Annotated in this window: 20 protein-coding genes; 11 read left to right on the top strand and 9 right to left on the bottom strand. The window is 62.9% G+C overall.

What is annotated here, in order from left to right; genetic code table 11:
* Positions 1-128: 128 nt before the first annotated feature.
* The 5 genes from DID96_RS24130 to dapA all read right to left on the bottom strand — a co-directional run bounded on the left by DID96_RS24130 (position 129) and on the right by dapA (position 7350).
* Positions 129-1334 carry an exo-alpha-sialidase gene (locus DID96_RS24130; RefSeq protein WP_124601771.1) on the bottom strand — a complete coding sequence of 402 codons (1206 nt, stop codon included), beginning with the start codon at positions 1332-1334 and terminating at the stop codon, positions 129-131.
* A 53-nt stretch (positions 1335-1387) separates the two neighbouring features.
* Positions 1388-2809: a sodium:solute symporter family protein gene (locus DID96_RS24125; RefSeq protein WP_124601770.1), complete on the bottom strand. Its 1422-nt coding sequence runs from the start codon at positions 2807-2809 to the stop codon at positions 1388-1390.
* Positions 2810-2911: 102 nt separating this feature from the next.
* Positions 2912-5239 carry a 4-hydroxythreonine-4-phosphate dehydrogenase PdxA gene (gene pdxA / locus DID96_RS24120; protein ID WP_124601769.1) on the bottom strand — a complete coding sequence of 776 codons (2328 nt, stop codon included), beginning with the start codon at positions 5237-5239 and terminating at the stop codon, positions 2912-2914.
* A complete protein-coding gene (locus tag DID96_RS24115; RefSeq protein WP_124601768.1) occupies positions 5236-6405 on the bottom strand; it encodes an iron-containing alcohol dehydrogenase in 1170 nt (389 codons plus the stop codon). Before DID96_RS24115 ends, pdxA begins: the two co-directional genes overlap by 4 nt.
* A gap of 57 nt (positions 6406-6462) precedes the next feature.
* Positions 6463-7350: a 4-hydroxy-tetrahydrodipicolinate synthase gene (gene dapA / locus DID96_RS24110; RefSeq protein ID WP_124601767.1), complete on the bottom strand. Its 888-nt coding sequence runs from the start codon at positions 7348-7350 to the stop codon at positions 6463-6465.
* A 214-nt stretch (positions 7351-7564) separates the two neighbouring features.
* Here dapA and DID96_RS38415 point away from each other — a divergent pair, with 214 nt between their 5' ends.
* Positions 7565-7714: a hypothetical protein gene (locus DID96_RS38415; protein ID WP_185732345.1), complete on the top strand. Its 150-nt coding sequence runs from the start codon at positions 7565-7567 to the stop codon at positions 7712-7714.
* Positions 7715-8078: 364 nt separating this feature from the next.
* On the opposite strand, the gene DID96_RS24100 is transcribed toward DID96_RS38415, so the two are convergent.
* Positions 8079-8378: a helix-turn-helix transcriptional regulator gene (locus DID96_RS24100; RefSeq protein ID WP_124601765.1), complete on the bottom strand. Its 300-nt coding sequence runs from the start codon at positions 8376-8378 to the stop codon at positions 8079-8081.
* Between the two features lie 137 nt (positions 8379-8515).
* Positions 8516-10381: a biosynthetic-type acetolactate synthase large subunit gene (gene ilvB, locus DID96_RS24095; protein ID WP_124601764.1), complete on the bottom strand. Its 1866-nt coding sequence runs from the start codon at positions 10379-10381 to the stop codon at positions 8516-8518.
* 21 nt (positions 10382-10402) lie between these two features.
* Between ilvB and DID96_RS24090 the strand changes: the two genes are divergently transcribed.
* The 3 genes from DID96_RS24090 to mug all read left to right on the top strand — a co-directional run bounded on the left by DID96_RS24090 (position 10403) and on the right by mug (position 12668).
* Complete coding sequence (locus DID96_RS24090; RefSeq protein ID WP_124601763.1) at positions 10403-10621, top strand: hypothetical protein; 219 nt, start codon at positions 10403-10405, stop codon at positions 10619-10621.
* Between the two features lie 494 nt (positions 10622-11115).
* On the top strand, positions 11116-12141 hold the full coding sequence (locus DID96_RS24080) for a GlxA family transcriptional regulator (RefSeq protein ID WP_124601762.1): 1026 nt from the start codon (positions 11116-11118) through the stop codon (positions 12139-12141).
* 47 nt (positions 12142-12188) lie between these two features.
* Entirely contained in the window at positions 12189-12668 is a 480-nt protein-coding gene (gene mug, locus DID96_RS24075) for a G/U mismatch-specific DNA glycosylase (protein WP_409333810.1), read from the top strand.
* On the opposite strand, the gene DID96_RS24070 is transcribed toward mug, so the two are convergent.
* Positions 12629-13561 (bottom strand): LysR family transcriptional regulator, encoded by a 933-nt coding sequence (locus DID96_RS24070; RefSeq protein ID WP_124601760.1) that lies wholly within the window; start codon positions 13559-13561, stop codon positions 12629-12631. The genes mug and DID96_RS24070 overlap by 40 nt on opposite strands.
* A 428-nt stretch (positions 13562-13989) precedes the next feature.
* Between DID96_RS24070 and DID96_RS24065 the strand changes: the two genes are divergently transcribed.
* The 5 genes from DID96_RS24065 to DID96_RS24045 all read left to right on the top strand — a co-directional run bounded on the left by DID96_RS24065 (position 13990) and on the right by DID96_RS24045 (position 20297).
* Positions 13990-14664 (top strand): antibiotic biosynthesis monooxygenase, encoded by a 675-nt coding sequence (locus tag DID96_RS24065; protein WP_124601759.1) that lies wholly within the window; start codon positions 13990-13992, stop codon positions 14662-14664.
* Between the two features lie 189 nt (positions 14665-14853).
* On the top strand, positions 14854-16392 hold the full coding sequence (locus DID96_RS24060; protein WP_409333809.1) for an MFS transporter: 1539 nt from the start codon (positions 14854-14856) through the stop codon (positions 16390-16392).
* Positions 16393-16403: 11 nt separating this feature from the next.
* Positions 16404-17480, top strand: coding sequence for an HlyD family secretion protein (locus tag DID96_RS24055; protein WP_124601757.1), 1077 nt, complete (start codon positions 16404-16406; stop codon positions 17478-17480).
* Complete coding sequence (locus DID96_RS24050) at positions 17477-19015, top strand: efflux transporter outer membrane subunit (RefSeq protein WP_124601756.1); 1539 nt, start codon at positions 17477-17479, stop codon at positions 19013-19015. Before DID96_RS24055 ends, DID96_RS24050 begins: the two co-directional genes overlap by 4 nt.
* A gap of 259 nt (positions 19016-19274) precedes the next feature.
* Positions 19275-20297: a helix-turn-helix domain-containing protein gene (locus DID96_RS24045; protein WP_124601755.1), complete on the top strand. Its 1023-nt coding sequence runs from the start codon at positions 19275-19277 to the stop codon at positions 20295-20297.
* 28 nt (positions 20298-20325) lie between these two features.
* Here the strand turns inward: DID96_RS24045 and DID96_RS24040 are convergent, their stop codons facing one another.
* On the bottom strand, positions 20326-21633 hold the full coding sequence (locus DID96_RS24040) for an MFS transporter (protein ID WP_124601754.1): 1308 nt from the start codon (positions 21631-21633) through the stop codon (positions 20326-20328).
* A 459-nt stretch (positions 21634-22092) separates the two neighbouring features.
* Here DID96_RS24040 and DID96_RS24035 point away from each other — a divergent pair, with 459 nt between their 5' ends.
* Together DID96_RS24035 and DID96_RS24030 are read left to right on the top strand one after the other, a co-directional pair.
* On the top strand, positions 22093-22701 hold the full coding sequence (locus DID96_RS24035; RefSeq protein WP_124601753.1) for an alpha/beta hydrolase: 609 nt from the start codon (positions 22093-22095) through the stop codon (positions 22699-22701).
* Between the two features lie 295 nt (positions 22702-22996).
* Positions 22997-23800, top strand: coding sequence for a hypothetical protein (locus DID96_RS24030; RefSeq protein WP_124601752.1), 804 nt, complete (start codon positions 22997-22999; stop codon positions 23798-23800).
* Positions 23801-23867 lie beyond the last annotated feature (67 nt).

Raw genomic sequence — 23867 nt, 5'->3', positions numbered from 1 at the left:
GTTGGAAACATCGCCCGCTCGCATCGCGGGCATCCGCGCGAGTGCGCTCGCGCCGACGTAGTGTATCCACTTTTCCCGCCCCGACGCCCGTTGCCGGCCAATGCCGATGCGGATGCCGGGCGCGCCGCCTACGCAGCCGCACGCGCGCCGGCCGATACCCAGTCCTCCGTCACGCCGACGTACTTGATGCGCTGGCGGAAGTACGTGTACGCGATATGGAGCCGGCCGTCTGCCGACTGCACGATCGACGGATACGAGAACTCGCGGTTCAGCCTGTCGGTCGAGTTGTTCGTCATGCAGTAGCCGTCACCGGTCTCGAGGTTGCGCATCAGCGGCCAGGTGCGGCCGCCGTCCAGCGAGATCGCGAGCGTCATCGGCGCGCGCGGCGCCCCCCAGAAAGCCGTGCCGCGCGTCGACGCCGCCTGCGTGACGAGCGTGCCGCTGTCCTCCGAATCCTCGATGTCGTCGTACAGCGATGCGCGGCGCTCCGTGCTCTGCGCGGCGCTGCTCGCGTTGAACACGAGGCCGAGATGGCCGTTGGCGAGCGCGACGAACTGGATCGACGAGTTGTTGTTCGGCAGGTCGAGCGCCTGCGGCGCGCTCCAGGTGCAGCCGTCCGTCGAGCGGCTCACGTACACGTGATCGGCCCAGCGGCTGCGAAACAGCGCGACGAGCGTGCCATCCTTCAGCGGCTGGATGTTCATGTGCACACACCCGACGCTCGCCGGCACGTCATGCGCCGTCCAGCTCGCGCCGCCATCGGTCGACCGCATCACGACGCTGACGTCGTCGTTGCCCGACCAGCGTTCGCCCGGCGCGACGCGGCACAGGAACGCCGGGCACAGCCACGCGCCGTCCGGCGCCACGACGATCGGCTGGCGCACGAAGGTGCCCGGGCGGTCGAACAGCGTCTCGACCGGCCCCCAAGTGTGCCCGTTGTCGCCGGAGATCCGGCGCCGCACGATCGCCGTATTCTGGTGCCCGGACAACTGCGCCGTGTAGATCAGCCACAGAGTTCCGTCCGGCGCCGCGAACAGCACGGGGTTCTGCTCGGAACGCGTCGGATCATCGGACAGCCGCACGGGGTCGGTCCACGTCGTGCTGCCCGCGGCGAGTCGCGACAGATAGATCGAGATGTCCGGCACGCCTTCCTGCGTGCCGCCGAACCATGCGCACAGCAGGTCGCCGTTCGCGAGCGCAATCAGGTTGGCCGCGTGATTCTGCACGGTCGCGGCCGGCAAGTAGGCATCGGTTCGCGCGTCGTCGCCGGCCGGATGATGGAGACGCCCCGGCATCGCCGTGGCCTGCTCGGGCAAGGTGGAGGTACTCGTCATCGTTGAATTTCCGTTACGTTCAGTCATGGCGTGATGGATCGTTCGGCCCCGCGTCAAAGGTCGTTGTGCGCGACGCGCCCGTGGTCGACACGGCGCGACGGGTGCGACGGCGGAAACAGCAGCCTCTCGACCACCATCACGACAGCCGGCACCGCGAGCGATATGTACATGTTGTCGATCCCTAACGGGTTGCCGAGCAGGTACCAGACCGTGGTCGCGAGCGTCGCGATGACCAGCGCGGAAATCGCGCCACGGCTGCTGTTGAAGAACGGCAGGTAGATGCCCATCAGCGCAACCACGGTCACCGTCAGGCGCAGCGCGCGCGTGAAGAACGACAGGGCGAGGATCTGCGGCACGAACAGCACGAAAATCAGCGGCAGGAACCCGACGACGAGCGAGATGACACGTGTCGCGCGGAGTTCGCGCTCCGGCGTCGGCCGGTAACGCGGCACGTAGAAATCCTTCACGACCAGCGACGCGATCGCGAGCGCGACCGTACTGACGCTGACGAAGATCGACGCGACGAGCGACACCGTCACGATGCCCGACAGCATTGGATGCATGTGCTGGAGAAACACCGGCAGCGCGTAGAGGCTCTTGATGTTCGGGAACAGGTATCGCGCCGCGACACCCAGCAGGCCCAGTGCGACGGCGAGCGGCACGCAGAGCGCACTCGCGATGAGCGTCGAGTTGCGCGCGTCGTTCGCGGATTTCGCGCCACAGATCGCCTGGATGATGAACTGCGTCGAGAAAATCGCGCCGGCCGTGCCGATCACCCACGCACCGATCGTGCCGCCGCTCAACAGGCCGTTCCAGGTGAAGTAATGCTGCGGCATCGCGTGCACCATCGGTGCGATGCCGCCTGTCATCGACAGCGCGACCCACACGAGAATCCCGATGCCGAGCAGCTTGACAGCGCTGTGGAAGATCGTCACGTACGCGACGCTCTTCAGCCCGCCATACGCGAAGTAGATCGTGCTGACGATCGCGGTGATCAGCGCCGCCGTCGGCAGGTTGACGCGCAGCACCGTGGAAATCGCGGCCGCCCCGCTCACGTAGTTGCCGACGTTCACGACGAACAGCGCATAGATCATCACCGCGGACACCGCGAGTTTCGCCTTGTTGCCGTATTTCTGCGCAATGAATCCGGAAATGGTGAACTCGCCCGACTGGTACAAGCGCTTGGCCATGAAGAGGCCAAACAGCAGGAATCCGATCGATGCGGCCAGCACCGACCACGATGCGGCGATGCCCACCTTGAATGCTTCCTGCGACGTGCCGATCGTCGACTTCGCGCCGATGAACTCGGACATCAGCAGGACGGCGATCACGATCGCGGGCGTCGAGCGCCCGGCCACCATGAACTGCTCGGGCGTCTTGCTGCGCAGGCGAATGCTGACCCATGCCGTGACCGCGACATACACGCACACCATCGCGACGATGATGGTCGTGTCCCATGCCGTGAACTGATTCATCGATGTCTCCGTGTGTTGGAAGTTCCGGTCGCGCTCGGTGGACGGCGCGCCCTGGATCGGCAGGCTGCGTGTGCGCAGCCTGCGGTCGATTGCCGATTGTCGCTAAGCGGCCTGCACCGCGCGGCGCGTCGCGAGGTCCTGGGCCTGCTTGAGCGCCTCGAGCATGCTGCCTTCGTCCGCGATGCCCTTGCCGGCGATATCGAACGCCGTACCGTGATCGACCGAGGTCCGGATCACCGGAAGACCGACGGTGACGTTGACGCCGGCTTCGAGGCCCATCACCTTGACCGGACCATGCCCCTGGTCGTGGTACATCGCGACGACCACGTCGAAATCACCGCGCCCGGCCCGGAAGAACAGCGTATCGGCCGGCAGCGGCCCTTCCACGTCCCAGCCGCGCTCGCGCAGCACTTCGACGGCTGGGATGATCTTTTCCTCTTCCTCGCCGTAGCCGAACAGGCCGTTCTCGCCCGCATGCGGATTGATCCCGCAGACGCCGATGCGCGGCGATTCGATGCCCGCGCGCACGAGCGTTTCGTGCGCGCGTTCGATCGTGCGCTGGACGAGCCCGGGCTCGATGCGGCGAATCGCGTCGAGCAGGCCGATGTGGGTGGTCACGTGGATCACACGCAGCTTCGGCGCGACGAGCATCATCGACACTTCGGGAATGCCGGTGAGATGCGCGAGCATCTCCGTATGCCCCGGGAAAATGTGCCCGCCCGCGTGCAGCGCTTCCTTGTTCAGCGGTGCCGTGCAGATCGCGTCGAGCTCGCCGGAGGACGTCAGCTCGACCGTGCGCGCGATGTACTGGTAGGCCGCGTCGCCGGCGACGGGCGACAGCTTGCCGTACGGCAGGTCTTCCGGAATCAGGCCGAGATCGATGCAATCGACTTCGCCGTACTGGAACCGCGCATCGGCGGGCGTCGCGATCGGGCGCACCGTCAGCGAGACGCCGGTTCGGCGTGCCGCATCGACGAGACGCTTCGCGTCGCCGATCACGAGCGGCCGGCAGCCGTCGTAGACCGACCGGTGCGCGAGGCTCTTCATGATGATTTCAGGTCCCACGCCGGCGGCATCGCCCATCGTGATTCCGATTACCGGACGATATGTCATGTTTTCCTCTCCGCTGAATTGATGCGATGCATGCGCATCCGCTTGCTGCATGGCGACGAGCCGTTGCCATGCGCGATAAAGCGTGTCGGGCTGGCCGAAGCCGCCCGCCTTCGTGACGACCGGTAGCGTGCGGCCGGCATGTTCGGCGGCCAGCAGCGGCACGCCGATCTCGATTTCCGTCAGGACCTTCAGCGTGCTGACGCCCATCGTCGATAGCAGCGCGCGCGCGGTCTCGCCGCCGGTCGCGATCAATCCGGCGGCATGGCCGGCAGCCGGCGCCAGATGCTCGGCCAGCCGGCGCGCGAGCAGCGGCCCGTCGTCCGGCTGCAACCGTTCGGCCTGACCGAGCGCGACGACCGCGTGACGGCCTCGCATCAGCGCGCCCGACACGCGTGCGGCGAGCGTCAGCGCGGCGGAGCTGACCGGATCGAGCAGTTCGCGCGCATCGACGTCGAACGTGTCGATCGACTCGGCCGCGGCCGCGCGCAGCTCGGCGACCTGCCGGTGCGACGTGCTCGACATGCTGCCGACCACCACCAGGATGCCGCGCGGATGCGATGCGCCGAAGTCCGGCAGACCGTGCACCGTGGCGCCGCGCGCGACCTCGGGCTGCGTGCCGCCGGCGAGCACTGCAACGAGCGGCGCGGCGAGCCCGGCCGACCCGACCCAGAACACGCGGTCGAGCGCAGCCGATGCCGCCGCGACGTTCGCGAGGTCGTCGTCCGTTTCGCTGTCGCACACGACCGCCTCGCACGATTCGGCCTGACACGCGGCGAGCCGCGCGCGCAGCGCTGCGACACCGGCCCGCACGCACGCCAGATCGACGTGCGCGACACGCAGGCCCGCGTCCGACAGCATCGCGACCAGATCGGCCTTGCCTTCGATGTGCTCGTTGCGCCACACCTCGGCTTGCTCGACCGGTACGCCGTGCACGAACTGTCGCCCACCGGCGGTCGTCCTGCCGGCCGCGGGGAACGCGGGCGCGACGATCGCCATGCCGGCCTGCGTCAGCGCGGCGATCTCGGCCGCCACGTTGCCGCGCAGCGTCGAATCGATCTTCTTGACCAGCTTGCGGCCGTCCGCGTACCGGCTCCACGCGTCGCGGTTCAGTCGCGCCGCGCTGTCGCGGTCGTGCCGGCGCGTGTCGGTATCGATTGCGAGCACGTCGACGCCGGACACCGCGGCGTCGACGTTCGGCCCGAGACCGACCGCGCTGTCGAGACCGTAGCGCGTGCACGTCACTGCGCAGTCTGCCGTTCCCGACAGGTCGTCGCCGATGATGAGCAGCCGCACAGGGCCGTTAGGCTGCGAAGTCATGGCAGCAACCGGCGATAGATGGACTTGATGTCGTCGATGCTCAGCGGCTTCGGATTGTTGCCGAGCAGCCGCTTCACCTTCGACGCGGCGACGGCGAGTGCATCGACGTGCTCGTCCGCCACGCCGAACGCGCGCAGGTCCTGCGGAATCGCCATCGCAGCCGTCCATTCGCGGATCCGTTCGAGCAGCTTGTTCGCCGCCGTTTCGTCGCTGTCGTCGTGCTGCGCGATGTCGAGCGCGTGCGCGACGTTCGCGAGGCGGTCGACGATCGCGTCCAGGTTGAATGCCATCACGTGCGGCAGCAGCATCGAATTGGCGACGCCGTGCGAGATGTTGAACATGCCGCCGAGCGGGTAGGCGAGCGCATGCACGGCCGCCGTGCCTGCGGCCGTCAACGCGAGGCCGCCGTACATCGATCCCAGCAACATTGCCTCGCGCGCCTTCAGCGAGTGGCCGTTTTCATAGGCGTCGAGCAGGTTCGCGCCGATCAGCCGCATCGACTCCATCGCGAACATGTCGCTGATCGGGTTCGCCTTGGTCGAGATGTACGATTCGAGCGCATGGATGAACGCGTCCATGCCGGTCGCCGCGGTAATCGGCCTCGGCAGGTCGAGCGTCAGCGTCGCGTCGAGGATCACGAGTTGCGGCAACAGGTGGCGGCTCACGATACCGACCTTCAACGCTTCGTCGGGCAGCGTGACGATCGCGTTAGGCGTGACTTCGGAGCCCGTGCCGGACGTCGTCGGCACGAGGATCAACGGCACGCCCGGCGACGCGATCAGGTCAATGCCGAGCCATTCGCGCAGCGGCTGCCGGTTGGTCAGGCGCACCGCGAAGAGTTTCGCCGCATCGAGCACGCTCCCGCCGCCGATCGACAGCACGGCGTCCGGCGCGAACGGCTCGATCTGGTCGCGGAACACGGTCTCGACGTTCTCGATGGTCGGTTCGGGTTGCACGTCGTGCACGATCAGCGTCTCGATGTCCCGGCTCGCGAGCGACGCCACGACGCGCGCCGCGATGCCGCTGGCCTCGATGAACGGCTGCGTGATGAACGCGATGCGGCGCACGGGCCGGTCGAGCAGCGCGAGCTTGTCGGGGAGTTGTTCGAGACTGTTGGGGCCGTGCACGATGTGCTTGACGGTCTGGAAGTGGTACACGGGATGCATGGCGGGGTTCTCTGTTTCGGTCGATTGCACAATGGATGCGGCGGTGTGTCGGCGCGCTCAGGACACGCGCGGATAGATCGCGAGTGCCTTCAGCAGGCGGTCGCGGGCCGCGGCGTCGAGCGGCTGCGCCGGCGCGCGCGCCGGTCCGGCGGGCATGCCGAGGATGTCGGCCGCTTCCTTGAGCACGACCGGCAGCGTGCCGAGCGCGAACGCGTCGCGCAGCGGGCGAAGCGATTCCTGCGCACGCCGCGCCGCGGCAAGGTCGCCGGCCTGGAAGTTGTTCCAGATCGACATGACGACGCTCGGCACCGCGTTGGTCGTCGCGGCCACCGCGCCATCGCCACCGGCGATCAGCGTCCACAGGATCATCGAGTCCGTGCCCGTGAACACGGCGAAATCGTCGCGGCGCAGGTTGATCAGTTGCAACAGTCGATCGAAATCGCCGCCGCTGTCCTTGATCCCGCGAATGTTCGGAATCTCCGCGAGACGGCGCACCGTCTCGACGGACAGCGTGACGCCGGCCTTCGCGGGAATCGTATAGAGCATCACCGGCAGCGACGTGGCGCGCGCGATCCGCTCGTAGTGCGCGAACAGCTCCTGCTGCGTCGCGCCGTTGAAGTACGGCGTGATGACCGACACCGCGTCGACGCCCGCGTCCTGCATCCTGCCGTTGAGTGCGATCACGTCACGCGTCGCATAGGCGCCGGTGCCTGCGATCACGGGCACGCGGCCGCGCGCCTGATCGACCGCGATGCGCGCGATCCGCACCTTCTCTTCGTCGGAAAGCGCGATGAACTCGCCGTTCGTGCCGAGCACGAACAGGCCATGAACGCCTGCATCGATCAGGCGGTCGACAAGCGTGCGCAGTCCTGGCTCGTCGATTTCCTCATCCCGCGTCATCGGCGTGATAAGTGCCGGGACGATTCCCTTGAAAGTGATTGCCATCCTCAAGCTCCAGTGTCTTGCCGGGCCGACGCATGTCGCCCGGCGCTATTCCGCAACGCCGTATTCCGGCTCAGACCTTGTGCCGTACACCGGCCGCCGCGACGATCCGATGCGCATTGCTCGACACGGTAACGGGCCGCCTCGTCACGTTTGCCCCTTGCGTCACATGCCGAGTGATCGATTCAATCACCTGGACGTCGAAAAGAGCTGATCTATGACTGTTTCGATCATGCTACGCGCAAGCTTCGCTCGAATCAATCACGGGTTTACCCCCTTAATTGATCGAATCGATCATTTTGAAGAACAAGCGGGGCATGGTCGTGTGTCCTGGACGGTCGATCACCCAGCAGAGCTGACGAGCTGAAGGTCCACGTGTACGATATGACCAGTTGACCAATGAGTTTCACTAGACGCCGTGAAAGCAGTTTGCCCGCTGCACGGGCCCACGACCATCATCGGCACGAACGCGTACGGGTTTCCGGTTTATGCGTGCTGCTGCCACGACGTGCCTTATATAGCGCCGCCGGACCGGTGTACGAGGGTGCCGACGCAAACCGGATCCGACCCGCAGCAGCAACCCCGACAACCGAAGACGAACAAAGAAGGACACTGACGCTCAACTCTGTCCGGAAAACACAAGCGGTTCGGGAACAGCCCGGAGATCGTGCCGCGTTGATGCGTAGAAGTAGGCCGCTCGTGCCCTACATATCGATTGACTCAACCGCATGTCACAGGTGCAAGTAAACGTGCTTGCCAAATGCTCGTATCACTTCTTCATTCCGAGACAAAAAAATCCACTGACCCACTCGAGTCGAAACGAGAAGCCCGGCGTCGATCAACGTCGCGATATGTGCCGATACGGTCGACTGTGACAGACCGCTACGCGCATGAATCGCATTTGATGGGACGCCATGACGAGAGTCGATAGGCCCCCGCACGAACTCCTCATTCGGCGTCTTCAGCCACGCCAGGATTTCACGCCGAAAGGGGTTCGCAAGGGCCTTATGAATCAAATTCGTGTCAATCATGATGTGCGACCAAGGATCGGAATGGACGTTGGCGAAACGGCGCAAAACACACGGTGGCAAATGAAATGCATGACGCTGATTGAACTATTCCACGCCAACGCCCGCATCAAGCGCCGCTGCGCCAGAACGCAACATCGTCAGAACATGTCCGTGCTGTGCTGGCTCCCTGCGTCCTGAATGCCTCCTTCTTGGTCAGGCCGAGACGGGATAAAGGGCCCCGTGACCATCCTCGAGTAGCTCTGACCCGGACCCACCATCGGAAACACGTCGGCGTTCGGGTCAATCATCACTTCGAGAAAGGCGGGTCCGTCAAATTCAACGAATGCCTGGAGTCTGTCCTCGAGTTCGCTCATCGCTTCAACGCGACAGGCAAATTCAAACCCGTCGGCCCGTGCCGCCATCACAAAATCCTTGCGATGAAGCGCCTTGTCACTCACAAACATCCGCCCATCAAAAAAGAGACGCTGCCACTGCCGGATCATCCCGTCACCGCAATTGTTGAGGAGCAGCACCTTCACGGGAACGCCATACGTGCTCGCCGTTTCCAGTTCGCCGACATTCATCCGGATGCTGCCGTCACCGTCGATGTCGATCACCAGGGCGTCCGGCCGCGCCAACTGGGCGCCGATTGCCGCGGGCAGCCCAAAACCCATCGTTCCCATGCTGCCCGACGTCAGAAAGCTGTGAGGCTCGACGAAATCGAAATACTGCGCCGCCCACATCTGGTGCTGGCCGACACCCGTCGTGATGATGGCGCGCCCGCCAGTCATCTCGCTGAGCTTCTCGATCACGAACTGCGGCTGAATCGCGGCGTTGTACCGGTCGTAATTCATGCCGTAGCGACACTTGAGTTCCGCCACCCGGTCAAGCCAGTCCGAGGGAGTCTGTACAACCCGGTCATGATTCATCAACGACAGCAAGGTGTCCTTCGCACTACCCACGTGACTCCACTGTGCTCGCTTGACCTTGTTGATCTCCGCCTCGTCGATGTCGATGTGAGCAACGTGCCGCGCGCCCGGTGCGAATCGTGCAGGACGGCCACCGACAACCCGATCATCGAATCGGGCACCCACCGCGATCAGGAAGTCGCAGTCTTCGACCGCGTAGTTCGCGCAGGCGGCGCCATGCATTCCCAGCATGCCAAGCGACAGTTCGTGTTTTGCCGGTATCGCGCCAAGGCCCATGAGCGTGGTCACGACAGGAACCCTGTAGCGCTCCGAAAACTGACGCAGCTCAGCCGTTGCGCCGGCCGCGACAGTGCCGCCCCCCACGTACAGCAGCGGTCGCCTGCTCTGCGCCAGAAGATCGAAGAATTCGGCGCGCTTTTCGTCGTCGAGACGAGCGCCTTTTGCCACCATTCGAAGCCGATCCGAGTACCCGCGAAACTGCAAGGTACCGTGTCCAAGATAGGGCCCCGTCCAGTTCTGGATGTCCTTGGGCACGTCCACGACAACCGGCCCCGGACGTCCGGTGCGAGCGATTTCAAATGCGCTTCGCAGGGTCTGTTCGAGTTTCGCTGGATCGGTCACCAGAAATACCTGCTTTGCGCACGCCGACATGATGTTGAAGACGGGTGCCTCCTGGAACGCATCGGTGCCAACCATGGCGCGAGGCACCTGTCCGCATATCAAGACGACGGGAACCGAATCACCGTTGCAGTCAGCGATCGGGGTCACCGCATTCGTCGCGCCCGGGCCGGACGTCACCATGAATACGCCGACTTTTCCGCTGGCGCGTGCGTAACCGGCAGCCATGAAGCCTGCTGCCTGTTCGTTGGCAGGCACGACGAACCTGATCTGGCGCTCGGGGCTTGCGTTGTGCAGTTCGTTGAAACGAAACACAGCGTCGTACGTGGGCAGGATCGCGCCACCGCTGTATCCGAACAGCGTATCGACGCCCTGTTCCGCGAGCACTCGCAGGATGATGTCGGCGCCCGACATCAATTCGCCGGCGTGGCTCGGTTGCTGGAAGACTTGCGAGATAATGCTTGGGTTTTGGGTCATGGCTGGCTCGCATGGAAACCGGTGCTGACGCTGTCAACAACCAATATCAAAGGACGATTTCTTGAAAATCATTCTGCCAACGATCGAATCTGTCCCCCCATCGATGAAGCGCATTTGCAGGCCAAAATGAGCGGCATCCGGGCCACGACGGATCTTGATGTCGCGGCGCGGCCCATCGGGCCGACATCCGGGAAGAAGTGCGAGCAGTCGATTGGGCAGGTTCGCCTCGCGCTTCAATAGCGGTGCATCAACAACGTTTTGGCGATCTGCTCGACTACGCTTAACTGGCGGCCGGCGAACCGGGTATCACGACGATGTCGAACGAAGTGCGCGCGTCCGTCAGGCACGCTGTCGTGCCTACCGCCGTCCCGTTCGAGCAGACGACCGGCCCGGGCGCCGGCCCGACGAGATGCTGTTCGTAGAACATCGCGCCATAATGAAGTAACCGAGATTCGCGGGCAGCCAGCCGCTGACGCACTGAAACACGTTGGCGACTGGCCATGGCCGCATCGCGTCCGCTACCTGGCCACACCACCGATCGGAGATGGTTGCCCGCCGTCTTCTTACACAGCCGCAAAAGTCCTTTACCGGGTAGCGCGCCCCTGCGATGCAACTGTTGCGGTAAGCTGGCGCAACGCTCGCAACCACGCCCTGTCGTGCCGGAGCGAAACGCTACGATGAGGCGTCGAGCCATGGTGCCAATGGGAGCGTGCCCATACTTGTGAAGGTCAGGAATGAAAGTCGCCATTGTCATCTTCGATGGTGTGCAGGCGTTGGATGTCGCAGGCCCACTGGACGTATTTGCGGAAGCCAACACATATCTTCCTGATCATCAGAGATATGAGGTCTCCCTCGTAGGAAGCCGGGCCGGCGCCGTAACCTGCTCGAACGGGATGCAACTGTCCGTCCCGGTTGGCTTTGCGGAGCTCGGCATTCAATATGACCTGGTGTTGGTCGCGGGGGGGCCGCAATTGCCTGACTCCCGACCATCGAGCGACGTCCTGGAATGGCTGCAACATCAGGCACAGGGTGCGACGCGGTTTGGCTCCGTTTGCAACGGAACCTTTCTGCTCGGACACGCAGGCTTGATCGACGGCAAGGAAGTGACAACCCACTGGGCAGTTGCAGCCCGCCTGGCCGACGAGTTCCCGCTGGCAAGCGTGCAGCCCGACCGTATCTTCATCCGTCACGGGCGCCTGTTTACCTCCGCCGGCGTGACGGCCGGCATTGATCTGTGCCTGTCGTTCGTGTCGGAAGATTGGGGACACGAGATGGCGGTACGCATTGCGAAGCAACTGGTCGTCTACATCCAGCGCGAGGGCGGGCAGTCCCAGTACAGCCCGTTCATCTCGGCAGGCAAGGAGGAGGATCCGATCATCGGCAAAGTACACGAGTTCGTGACCGAGCACATTACCGATACGCTGTCGATCGAACAGCTCGCGAGCGCCGTGTCAGTGAGCCGCCGGACCTTCTCGAGGCTGTTTGCGAAGCATGCAAAGGTGACACCGTCCGCGTTTGTCGAGCAGATTCGCGTCGACACGGCGAGGACGTTGCTCGAGACGTCGGATGCGCCACTCAAGACCGTCGCATTCAGATGCGGCTTTCACAGCGCCACACACATGCGGATGACATTCTCCCGGCGGCTCAATGTCACGCCGCAACAATACCGGCAACGGTTCCGGGGTACGGCAGACTCACAGCAGTGGAGTCATCGCGATGCCGACGAGCAGATCCGTCAGCAAGGGCTCTTGCATCCGTGAATTGCGCTGATACGGTTCAATCTCTACCGGATATTCTCGAGCCGGGTTTGTCGGTGATATTTTGCGGAATCAATCCGGGACTTCGTTCGGCATCGAGAGGCCACCACTTCGCAAACGGAAGCAATCGGTTCTGGCGTGTCATTCACCTGGCGGGGTTTTCTCCCGAACAGATTCGCCCGGAAGATGATCGCACGCTCCTTCGACATGGTTGCGGGCTCACCACGGCGGTTTCACGTCCGACGGCGCGGGCCGACGAATTATCGCGGTCGGAGATCGCAGCGGCCGCATCCCAATTCGAACGGAAGATCGAACACTATGCGCCCCGGTACATCGCCTTTCTCGGCAAAATCGCGCTTGCTGCAATGTCTGGCAAGCGCGATATCCGGTGGGGACTGCAACCCGATGCGTTCGGCGATGCACGCGCGTGGGTCCTGCCAAATCCAAGCGGCCTCAACAGGGCGTTCGACCTCGATTTGCTGGTGGCCGCCTACCGGGAATTGCGCGTTGCCGTGGCGTCCACGCCTTGAAGTTGTGCATTGTTGCGCAGCGTCTCGGTCACGAAATCCACGAAGGCCCGAACCTTGCCGCTGGCGCCTCGCCGCTCGACATGAAGCAGGTTCACCGGAATTGGCTCGGGCTCGAATGCCGTCAGCACAGGCTGAAGTCTGCCGTCGAGCACCTCGGGAGCCGCCTGATATGACAACAGCTGGGTTATCCCCACGCAGTCGACGGCAGCCAGAACGGCAGCAGGAACCAAATCGACGATCATCCGCGGCCGAAGTCGGACAGGCACCCTCGAACCGTTGTCGTTGAACACCCACTCGAGCGGAAGCGAGACACCCGTGCATGACACGCAGTCGTGATGGATCAGGTCTCGAGGATGAACCGGTTCTCCGTGTGCGGCGAGATAGGCGGGCGCCGCGTACGTTCGCCGCTGCACGACGCCCAACGGAAGGGCGAATATCGAAGAGTCTCCGAGGTGGCCGATCCGGATGGCGATGTCGACACCCTCCTCGAGCAGTCGTGTGGTGCGGTCGATATACACGGCATTGACGCTGACATCCGGGTAGCGCAGTACAAATGCATTCACGAGCGGCGCAATGAATCGCTGGCCGAACAGCACCGGGGCCGAAACAGTCAACGTACCCACGGGGTTTTGGTGATCTGCGGCAATATTCACCTCGGCGTCCGTGATCACGTCGAGCACCTTACGGCAGGCATCCGCGTATGCCGTGCCAGCATCCGTCGCCCGGACGGAGCGCGTGGTGCGTGCAAGCAACTGCGTGCCAATGCGGGCTTCCAGCGAATGGACCGCCCGCGAGACCGCGGCGGTCGACAATCCAAGCTTCTCTGACGCGGCAGTAAAGCTGCCTCGATCGACGACGGCTACAAAGACTTCCATCTCGCGCAACTTGTCCATTCCGGCTCCCAACCTGATCGACTGAATCCCTACGCCACGATTGTATGTGTGGCGTCCGGCCCGATGATCATTCGTATCTTCGAGTGGCCCAAAAGTGCCGCAGGTTGGCCGCTATCGATCTATTTCGAGTCGGCATGACGCGGCCATTTGTGCCGCTCGTCGTTGGCGAGATTCGCGCCGGATCGGCCTAACGGAAAAAGACTCTTTCAGATCACGACGGTTGTGAAAGTAACAGCAGTTGCCGTGGCAAATTTCGCTCACTCATTGGCCCAAAACCTGACTCGCTCACGCTTTGGGAAAGCCGGTCCATCTCCGACAATGAATTCCGTCACCACGTGGCCGCGACACACAGGAATACAGATCCGTGCCGCTGGCGTCGCGCATTTTCCACATCACGTCGTACAGCTAACCGAACGAGAGAGCCCGCCATGTTTTCCGCAATGCTTGAAGTGAAGCCGATACCCGAACAATTCGATGCCTACCTCGGCATGGCGAAGATGCTTCGGCCTGAACTCGAAAAGATCGACGGGTTCGTCGACAACACCCGCTATGCAAGCCTGACGCGCGATGGATGGCTTCTGTCGCTGTCGAGCTGGCGCGATGAGAAGTCGCTGGTGCGGTGGCGCACGTCGACAAAGCACCACACCATACAACAAGCCGCGCGCGATCGGGTATTTGCCGACTACCACCTGCGCATCGGGCAGGTCGTCACGGATACGTGCGTGCCCGCAGGACAGGTCCTGCAGGAACAGCGTCTGGACGTCACGGAGGTGGGTGCAGGCACGGCGGTAACGCTGCTCGATACGAAGTGCGCGTCGGACTGGCCCAGGCAGGCAGGCGCGGAAGCAGTCGCCGGATTGCTGGGACTCGACAGGGAAGCACCCGGCCTCGTCGCATGGGACGCGTTCGACGCGCTGATGACGCCCGGAGACGTGATCGTGGTGGCGACGTGGCGCGACCAGGCTGCGGCCGAATCGTTCGAACGCAACGCGAACTTGCCACAGGGTACACGCCTTCGGCATATCCGCATTGTCCGGGAGTACGGCATGTTCGATCGTCGGGAAGCCCCTCAATATTTTGAGGACGTGCGTTCCAACGCGTGAGGCAGCCGTATCTCGATGCCGATTCGATCCGTCGTTCGTGATTGATTGAATCAGCTTGCAAATGCAATCCCCTTCTCGAACCCGAGTAGCCAGTGGCCCCTTATGAGCACCGCCAACCCTTTGACAACCGGAACAGGCGAGCCAACGCTCGCACGAGCTCCGGCGCCCGTTCCGTTGCAGGAGACAGAGATGCCGGGACAGCCAGGCCCCAAACAGGCCGCACTGTCGCTACGCGTCGCTGTCGGCCTGATCGGGATGCTGTTTGCGTCCTTGCTGGCGATACTCAACGAACAGGTCACCGCGTCCGCGATGGCCGATATTCAGGGCGCACTGTCGATCGGACATGACGACGGGACGTGGCTGACCGCACTGTTCGAAGCGACCAACGTCGCCACGATGGTGTTTGCTCCATGGTTCGGGATGACCTTCACGCTGAAGCGATTCACGATCGGCGCCGTGCTTGCCACGCTGCTGCTCGGGGTTCTTTGCCCATTCGCACCGAACCTGCTTGCCCTTTATGTGCTGCGTGTTCTGCAGGGGATCGCTGGCGGATGCCTGCCGCCGATGCTGATCATCGTGGCGCTGCGCTATCTGCCGCCCAAGGTCAAGCTGTACGGGCTCGCCGGATACGCACTCACCGCAACCGTCGGGCCGGCGCTCGGTACCCCGCTCGCGGCGTTGTGGACCGAGTATGTCAGCTGGCGCATGGCCTTTCTTCAGATCGTGCCGCTCGGCGTGGCGAGCTGTATTGCGATCCAGCTCGGGCTTCCGTCGGATCCGCTCAAACTCGAACGGCTTGGCTCATTCAACTGGATCGGATTCCTCACCGGATTTCCGGCAATTGCCATGCTTGTGATCGGGCTTTTGCAAGGCGATCGTCTCGACTGGCTGAATTCCGGATTCATCTGCGCGATGTTTTCCGGGGGAACACTGTTGTTCGTGGTGTTCCTCGTCAACGAGTGGTTTCACCCGCTTCCCTTTTTCAAGCTCCAGATGCTTGGCCGCCGGAACTTTGCGCACGGCCTCCTGACCCTCGCGGGCGCCGTGGTGCTGCTGGTCGGCGTTGCTGCCATACCGGGCCAGTATCTCGCGCGGGTTCACACCTACCGGGCCCTGCAGACGGCACCGCTGTCGTTGCTGGTCGCGCTCCCGCTCCTGGTTACGCTTCCTTTGACGGCGGCCGCGCTGAACCTTCGGCAAGTCGACCGCCGATGGGTGCTGGGTATCGGGCTTTCTCTCATGGTAGCGACATGCGTGATGGGGAGCTTCATGACCTCCGAGTGGATTCGCGACAACTTCTACTTGCTTCAGTCGTTGCAAATCGCGGCACAACCGATGGTGATCCTGTCGATCCTGATGGGGGTCACGACCGGCTTGCCGCCAACGGAAGGCCCCTTCGCATCGGCGATGTTCAACTCGCTGAAGACGTTCTTCGCGGCCGCTGCGACGAGCCTGATCGAAGGATTCGGTACGGACCGTGAGCGCTTTCATTCGAACGTGCTGGTGGACCATCTGGGCAACAACGCACTGGTGACAAGCCAGAGTATCGACGCCGCTCACGGCCTGGGCGAGCTCGCGCAGCGGATCCACGAGCAGGCGCTGGTACTGACGTCCGCGGATCTCTATCGCGTCATGGCGGGCGTCGCCGTTGCGCTTCTTTTCCTTGTTCCGGTGTTGCCCATGCGAATTTATCCGCCGTGGACCATTACGCCGCCTCCTTCCCATTGAGGGACGATACCATGTCAACCGTCACCCGCTTTCCGTTCAAGACCGCTTACGTTGCCGCATCGATCGTCGCGGTCGGCATGGCCGTATGGGGCTGCACACAGCATTTCTCCACACCGGATACCGAATCCACGAACGATGCTTATGTACAGGCGGACTTCACGCTTGTGGCGCCGCGCGTCGCCGGGCAGATTTCGGACGTTCTGGTGGGCGATAACGAGTCGGTGAAGGCCGGCCAGTTGCTGGTGCGCATCGATGATCGCGACTTCCGTGCTGCACTGCTGAGTGCGCAGGCGGATGTGGCATCAGCCAGGGCGGCCGTTGCCAATTACGACGCCGAGATTGCGCGGCAGCCCTCGCTCGTCGAACAGGCGCGTGCGACGCTTCGCTCCGACGAAGCCAGTATCGCGTTTGCGCGAGCAAACGCGTCGCGTTACCAGAGTCTTTCGGAAGCCGGCGCGGGAACGGCGCAGGAGCAGCAACACGCTTCGAGCACCCTCGCCGAGCAACTCGCGCAGCAGGCCCACGATCGGGCCGCGTTGACGGCGACCGAGCAGAACCTCGACGTCCTGCGCGCCCAGCGTGACAAGGCGGCAGGCGCACTGGCACGTGCCGAGGCGGCGCTCGAGCAGGCCACGCTCAACCTGTCTTACACCGAGATACGCGCGCCGGTCGACGGCAAGGTCGGGCGACGTTCGGCGCGGATCGGTGCCTTCGTGACGCCCGGCGCAGCGATTCTCGCGATTGTCCCGCTGTCGGACGCCTATGTCGTTGCCAACTTCCAGGAAAACCAGATCACCAGCATGCGGCGAGGCGCAGGTGTACGCATCAAGGTCGACAGTTTTCCGGGCGTCGTGATTCGCGGCCATGTCGATGGTCTTGCGCCGGCCACCGGCGTGAGCTTTGCGCCTATCGCACCTGACAACGCAACGGGCAACTTCACGAAGGTCGTGCAGCGTGTGCCCGTCAAGATCACGATCGACCGCGGGCAGCAGGCAGCATCTGCATTGAGCGTGGGGCTTTCGGTCGAAGCGGAAGTGGCTGTCGGCGAGTATCGCGATGCATCCGCACAGGAAGGGAACAGGAAATGAACGCGAGCGAAATCTCTTTCCGTGAGGCGGTGCTGGCGATACTGGCATGTCTTGCGATGACGGGTTGTACCTTGGGCCCGGATTTCGAACGTCCGAAGACGTCCACACCCGACGTATTCAAGCGCACGGAAACGGCGCAAGCATCGAGCAGGCCCGTCGAATCGCCATTCAGCTCCGACTGGTGGACCCTGTTCGACGATCCGATGTTGAACACGCTGGAAAAGCAGCTCGCCGATGCGAACCTCGACGTAGCCGCAGCCTCGGCGCGCTTACGGCAGAGTCGGGCCGAACAGCGCGTAGCGGGCGCCGCGGAGTATCCGACGCTCGATGGCGCCGCGTCGTATAACCGCGAGCGTGGAAGCGAGAACGGCATCCTGTCGCTCCTTGGGGTGACGCCGACGCAGACACAGCCGCAGTCGGCTGCGGGCAGCACGCCGCTCGGTGTGGCATCCATGCCGGGATCCAAGGGTTCGCCGGCATACAACCTGTACCAGTTCGGTTTCGACGCATCGTGGGAGATCGACATCTGGGGCCGGGTTCGACGCGGTGTGGAAGCTGCAACCGCCTTGACGAACGCGTCATATGAGGATCGCAGTGCGATTTTGCTGTCTTCCCGTGCCGAGCTCGCGCGCGACTATATCGAGTTACGCGACACGCAGTCGCAGCTTCAGATCGCAAGACAGAACCTCGAGATTGCTCGTGACGCGGTGAAGCTTACGCAGGTTCGCGTACGCGAGGGCGTGACGACGGACCTGGACGTCGCCAATGCCTCTGCACAGGTCGAGTCGATTGAAAGTCTGATTCCGACGCTCGAGTCGAAGCGCGAGACGGCAATCAACGCGATTGGCGTGTTGCTCGCGAAGGAACCAGGTGCGCTGCGGCAGGCGCTCGGCGCGCCACGTGACGTTCCGCAACTTCCTGGACAGGTGCCGGTCGGCTTTCCGTCTGAACTCGTGCAGCGCAGACCGGACATCAGAAGAGCGGAGGCGCAGTTGCACGCTGCCACGGCGTCGATCGGCATGGCGAAGGCCGACTTTTATCCGCGCATTTCGTTGAATGGCAGCGCGGGGTTCCAGAGTCTTCAGCTCTCGAGCCTCGCCAACTGGGCATCCGGCCAGTTTGTCGTGGGACCGTCGATCACGCTTCCGATTTTCGAGGGGGGACGTCTCAAGGGCATGCTCCATCTGCGCGAGGCGCAACAACAGGAAGCCGCGATCAACTACCAACATACCGTACTCGAGGCGTGGCGGGAGGTTGACGATGCGCTCGTCGTCTACGATGCCGAACAGCGCCGGCGCGATCGGCTCATAGCGGTGGTGTCCCTGAACCAGCGCGCGCTCGCGATCGCGCAGCAACGGTACAAGGCTGGAGCGGTCGATTATCTCGACGTGCTGATTGTGCAGAAACAACTGCTCGAAGCGCAGAGCAATCTCGAGCGAAGCAAGGCGGCCGCCGATACGAATCTCGTCACGCTTTGTAAGGCACTCGGAGGTGGGTGGGAATCGGCGTACTCGGACCAATATGTTGCTCGTTAACGAAGCGGCATTTGAGTTCGTGCGGCTGCTTTCTGGCACGGCCCTGTTCGCGCGGAACCGGCCAGGAGTGGTCGTTCGCCACTCTTGAACGAGTGACCCAAATGCGTTCGGCTACGGCCGAATGTCTCCTGCATGTCAGCTCACGAGAAATTCCACGCCCGTTTTTCGAAAAATCCGCTCCGGACACGTTTTCGGTTAGATTCCCAACGCGTATACTCCACAAGACTTTCTGGCACATTTCAGTCAAGCGCTTCCTCGCATGAGCTCCCGCGCACCCACAGTTGATGTCGGCCGTCCGCTTGAACACGGCATTGCGCATAGTCATTTCAGCGTGCGGGACGAACCGCCACGACTTCGCCTGCTGGCCTGGCGCGATCGGGTCGGTCATCTGGTCGACGTGCTGCCCTCGCGGTCTGACCTCGAGAGGCCGTTTCAGGCTTCAATTGACCGCTTTCAGGTTGGCGAGCTGGTGTTGACGGATTGCCGGTCCGACCTGATGGTTCTCGATCGCTCGCTGGCCCGGATCTCGACAGACCGGGTACGCGACTTCCTCTTTCATGTGTTTTTGGAGGGCGGCGTCGACAACGTCGCCGTACGCACCTCTCGTCGCAGTCCCACGCCCGCTCCTGCACGCATCCTCGCACTGGATATGAATCAGCCCTATCGCATGCAACGCCACGCATGCAGGGTAATCACGTTTTTCGTGCCGGGCACGTTGGTGCAGGAAGTCTTTCCTGATCCGGAGGCGATCCACGGTCGTGTGCTCGACGGGACGATGCCACTCGAACGACTGATCGTCGAACACGTCACGGCGCTTAGTCAGACAATTGCCTGCATGGAAGCCCCTGAGGCGGACAACGCAATCCGCGCGGCGGGCAGGCTCCTGGTTGCCGCGTTCGGACGGCAGGCACGCCTGATCGGCGACACGCGCGCGGCAGCGCGGGCGGCCATGTTCGGTCAGATTCGGCGCTATATTCGGGCGCACTTGACTGAGGACGACCTCTCCCCCGAAAGCGTGGTGGCTGCGTTTCAATTTCCCCGCCCGACGCTTTATCGCCTGTTTCAGCACGAGGGCGGCGTTGACGCGTATATCCGCCATCTGAGGCTGCGCCATGCGGCCGACGAACTGATCCGTTATCCGCACGTCGCGGTGTCGGAGATTGCTTACGGATTCGGCTTCAAAAGCGCGTCTGATTTCACGCGCGCGTTCCGGCGAGCCCACGACATGGCGCCGCAGGATTTTCGGGCACTGGTGAGCAGCAAAATGGTTCGAACGCCGTGAGCGAGGCGTCAATGCGTGCGTGGCGAGCTCAACCTTCGGCGCGCCGTTCCTTGAAAAACATCAGCGCGCAGAAGCTCACTCCACATGCGGGCGCGACATACCAGGCGGCGGACAGCGGATCGCCGGTCCCTTTGATCAAACCGGTCACGATGAATTGAGCGGTGCCGCCGAACAACGCGACGTTCAACGCATGCGAAACGGCCATGCCGCTCGCGCGCACCCGCGCGGGCAGCGCTTCGAGCACGAGCAGGGCGACCGCGACGGCGCTGAACGCCACCATGATGCTGCAGACCGCGACGCCGCACAGGATCGGCAGCACGCTCGTCGCACGGGCGATCATCAGAAAAACCGGATAGACCAGCAGCGCCGAGCATCCCGAGGCCACAAGGGCCAATGGCTTGCGGCGCGGCAGACTGTCTATGAGACGGCCGGCCAGCGGGGGAATGACGACCAGCAGCAGCGCGGACAACGCGGAAGCCTGGAATCCGGTGACCGCGGGCATGTGCATCACGCGAGTCGCATAGCTCGGCATGAAGTAGACGATCGCGTAGACCGGTGTGGTTTGCCCCATCATCAGCAGCACCGCCAGCACGATCGTCGTCCCATGTTGGTGGAACAGTTCGGTCAGGGGTGCGCGCGCGCGTCCGGCGGCGTTGGTGAGAATCGCGTCATCGCGAAGCCGGTGGCGAACGTAGAGGCCGACTGGCGCGATCAACAGACCGATCAGGAACGGGATTCGCCAGCCCCATAAGGCAAGCGCCGCCGGCGACACCGTGCTGGTGATCAGCACGCCGAGGGTCGCCCCCAGCAACGCGGCCGCGCCCTGACTAGCGAGCTGCCAGCTGACCAGATAGCCCCGGCGCGACACGGGCCCTGCCTCCATGACGAAGGCAGCGCCAACGCCAATGTCGCCGCCGACAGCAAAGCCCTGCAACGATCGACCGGCGATGACAACGAGCGGCGCAATCACGCCTATGCTGGCAAACGACGGACACAGGGCGAGCGAGGCGGTTCCCAGCGCCATCATCCAGGTCGTCGTCGCCATCGCTGCGCGGCGTCCCACGCGGTCCGCATAAGTGCCGATGACCATTGCACCAACAGGCCGCATGAAAAAACCGATGCCAAATGTACCGACGGCCCACAGCAACGACGTCATCGGATCGTTCGCCGGGAAGAACCGGTCTCCGATCACCGCCGCGAAAAATCCGAAAACGGTGAAATCGAACATTTCGAGGCCCGTCACAAGTGATGCTGCGACGACGGCTTTCGAAAGTTCACGGGGATGTTCCTGATTGCCGGTTGGCTGGTCGCACGTCGCGATGTTAGGCCTGAACATTCTGTTGTAACGTTGTCAGTATTGGCGCATGAGTGTCACGTTGAAAGTGCATTCTCGCTACTTGATGCGTTGCACGATACCACGTGTGCCCCTTCGTCGATCGACTGTGCAAAGAGGGTTTGCGCGCCCGGCGGCCGTTCCGGAAACATGGAATGGCCCCGCCTCATCAGTCGAGGGGATCTCGGAAAACGTGCGGGAGATTCGCCAGACTGCCAGTCGGAAAATCCCTTACGAGGGCGAGCCGTCCTTCGGTGAAACACTGTAAGCGGTCAATCAGCGATGCCTATCTCGATGCGACCTGGAACGTGCTCGCAGTGGCATCTGGATTGCCGGTGCCGCCGAAGCTGGTGGTGGTGCCCGGAACCCGTTTTGAATTTATCGATTCATGTCCTCCGCAAATTGCAGCTGCTGAACGTCTCAATCCGGGGCCGACCGATCCGTTGATTTACGATACCCAATATGAATACAGTCGAGCGCGCATCGAACCGCTATACGGGCAAGCACATTGTGATTGTGCATGGCTACACCGCGTCGCCTGACGCGAACTGGTTCCCTTGGTTGGCGGAGGTGCTACGGGCGGAAGGCGCGCGAGTCAGCATCCCGGCCATGCCTGACTCGCTCAATCCTGATCCGGTGAAGTGGGCATCGACATTGCAGCAATCGCTCCCGGCAGCAGACACAGACACGATCCTCGTCGGGCATAGCCTCGGATGCATCGCTGTTCTACGGCATTTGCTGTCGTTACCCGCACACACTCAGGCACGCGGAGTATTGCTGGTCTCCGGCTTCGATCGGACGGTGTCTACGTTGCCAGAGCTGCGCTCCTTCACAGATGCGCCGCTAGACCACGCGGAAATTTGCCGTCGCGCACAGAAAATCATCTCGCTATTCTCCGACAACGATTCCATTGTCGAGCCGGCCGCATCAATCGAACTTTCCCGAAACCTCAACGCCGAGCAAGAAGTCGTTAGTGGCGGCGGACATTTTCTGGAACACGAGGGTTTCGAGCAATTTCCCGAAGCATATACGGCTATTGCGAAGCTTCTTGCGCACAAGGCACCGGCTTAACCGCTGGGGTATCCCGGTGAGTGTTTGCTTCCGTCAAGGACACACCGAACCCGGACCGACGGCTACAGTCGCGACGCATCGTTGGAGGCCACGGCCCGTCAGGGACGTCGGCCTTCATCGTGTAGTTAGGCGTCCTTGTGCCCCTGGCGCCACAGGACCACATGCGTGGCCTTCTCCGACGCTACGGATGCGAGATGGTGAAGCCGTCAACGCGAACTCGTGCCATCGTATGCCTCCGTTTACTCCACGAAACAATCGATAACTTGGAACTATACTGGGCAATCTGGAGGTTTCCATGACCGATCAAGACAGACCGCATCCACTACGTCCGCTCCTGAAAAACTGGGTTTGGGAGCATGGTCGAATCGGGACTCGCTATCTGGACCGCGTTGATGGCGAAATCAAGTTCGACGAAGGCAAGAAGTCGCATTTCGCAGCCGAGAAATATATCTACGTGCCCCTTGGCAAGGACACGGAAGATGATGCCTCTGCGGATGGGCCTGCGATCCAGGAGGCCGGACTTGCCCGGTTCTTGCGGGCTGCGCAGCTGGGTACGCCAGAGGACGCCGGTTCTGTAGCGGATGTTCAGCGCGCAGTGCACGACTGTGTGGAGATCGGCCTGTTCAGCGCATACCAATGGGAGGCTCGAAAGGCGTTTGCCCGATATGCTCAGGAGCCCATGTTCGACGACGAGATCCGCGCGGCGGTTGTCGACGACATCCGGCGTATCTACGCCGGCATGCGGGAGCAACTGGCGCTGTACGATTTTAGTGTGCTCCACGGCTTGCCCGCGCCGCTGCTCATCGGCGACACGCCCTTCATCGACTGGCGCACGCGCGCCAGTCCGGCACTTCCGTTTGTATCGCTCCCGTTGGGACCATACTGCCTGCTCGTAGGCGCGCCGTCGGGCAGGAAAAGCCGAATCGGCCCGGTGGTCTGGAAGGCTGCTGCCGCGATGGGTCCGTTGAAGGACCACAACCGCCAGATCGAGGAGCAGGCACGCCTGTGGCTGGTGGCGACCACAGATGACCAACTCGTCGCTGCACAAAGCCGCATTGCTGCGTCCGTGGGCTCCAGGCAAGGGAATATGAAGCCCTGACCGAAGCCGCCATCGACGGACAAGTGAAACGGTCGCTTGAGCGACCGTCGATTCGCGCGAACGCGCG

Source organism: Burkholderia sp. Bp8963 (assembly GCF_003854275.1).
Classification (GTDB): Bacteria; Pseudomonadota; Gammaproteobacteria; order Burkholderiales; family Burkholderiaceae; genus Burkholderia.
The sequence above is the reverse complement of the archived record's forward strand: the minus strand, read 5'-3'. Positions and strand labels throughout refer to the sequence as shown.

Coding starts and splice junctions, on each gene's coding strand:
- DID96_RS24130 (WP_124601771.1), bottom strand. CDS start 1,334: ATGACGAGTACCTCCACCTTGCCCGAGCAGGCCACGGCGATGCCGGGG.
- DID96_RS24125 (WP_124601770.1), bottom strand. CDS start 2,809: ATGAATCAGTTCACGGCATGGGACACGACCATCATCGTCGCGATGGTG.
- pdxA (WP_124601769.1), bottom strand. CDS start 5,239: ATGACTTCGCAGCCTAACGGCCCTGTGCGGCTGCTCATCATCGGCGAC.
- DID96_RS24115 (WP_124601768.1), bottom strand. CDS start 6,405: ATGCATCCCGTGTACCACTTCCAGACCGTCAAGCACATCGTGCACGGC.
- dapA (WP_124601767.1), bottom strand. CDS start 7,350: ATGGCAATCACTTTCAAGGGAATCGTCCCGGCACTTATCACGCCGATG.
- DID96_RS38415 (WP_185732345.1), top strand. CDS start 7,565: ATGACTGTTTCGATCATGCTACGCGCAAGCTTCGCTCGAATCAATCAC.
- DID96_RS24100 (WP_124601765.1), bottom strand. CDS start 8,378: ATGATTGACACGAATTTGATTCATAAGGCCCTTGCGAACCCCTTTCGG.
- ilvB (WP_124601764.1), bottom strand. CDS start 10,381: ATGACCCAAAACCCAAGCATTATCTCGCAAGTCTTCCAGCAACCGAGC.
- DID96_RS24080 (WP_124601762.1), top strand. CDS start 11,116: ATGAAAGTCGCCATTGTCATCTTCGATGGTGTGCAGGCGTTGGATGTC.
- DID96_RS24070 (WP_124601760.1), bottom strand. CDS start 13,561: ATGGACAAGTTGCGCGAGATGGAAGTCTTTGTAGCCGTCGTCGATCGA.
- DID96_RS24065 (WP_124601759.1), top strand. CDS start 13,990: ATGTTTTCCGCAATGCTTGAAGTGAAGCCGATACCCGAACAATTCGAT.
- DID96_RS24060 (WP_409333809.1), top strand. CDS start 14,854: ATGCCGGGACAGCCAGGCCCCAAACAGGCCGCACTGTCGCTACGCGTC.
- DID96_RS24055 (WP_124601757.1), top strand. CDS start 16,404: ATGTCAACCGTCACCCGCTTTCCGTTCAAGACCGCTTACGTTGCCGCA.
- DID96_RS24050 (WP_124601756.1), top strand. CDS start 17,477: ATGAACGCGAGCGAAATCTCTTTCCGTGAGGCGGTGCTGGCGATACTG.
- DID96_RS24045 (WP_124601755.1), top strand. CDS start 19,275: ATGAGCTCCCGCGCACCCACAGTTGATGTCGGCCGTCCGCTTGAACAC.
- DID96_RS24040 (WP_124601754.1), bottom strand. CDS start 21,633: ATGTTCAGGCCTAACATCGCGACGTGCGACCAGCCAACCGGCAATCAG.
- DID96_RS24035 (WP_124601753.1), top strand. CDS start 22,093: ATGAATACAGTCGAGCGCGCATCGAACCGCTATACGGGCAAGCACATT.
- DID96_RS24030 (WP_124601752.1), top strand. CDS start 22,997: ATGACCGATCAAGACAGACCGCATCCACTACGTCCGCTCCTGAAAAAC.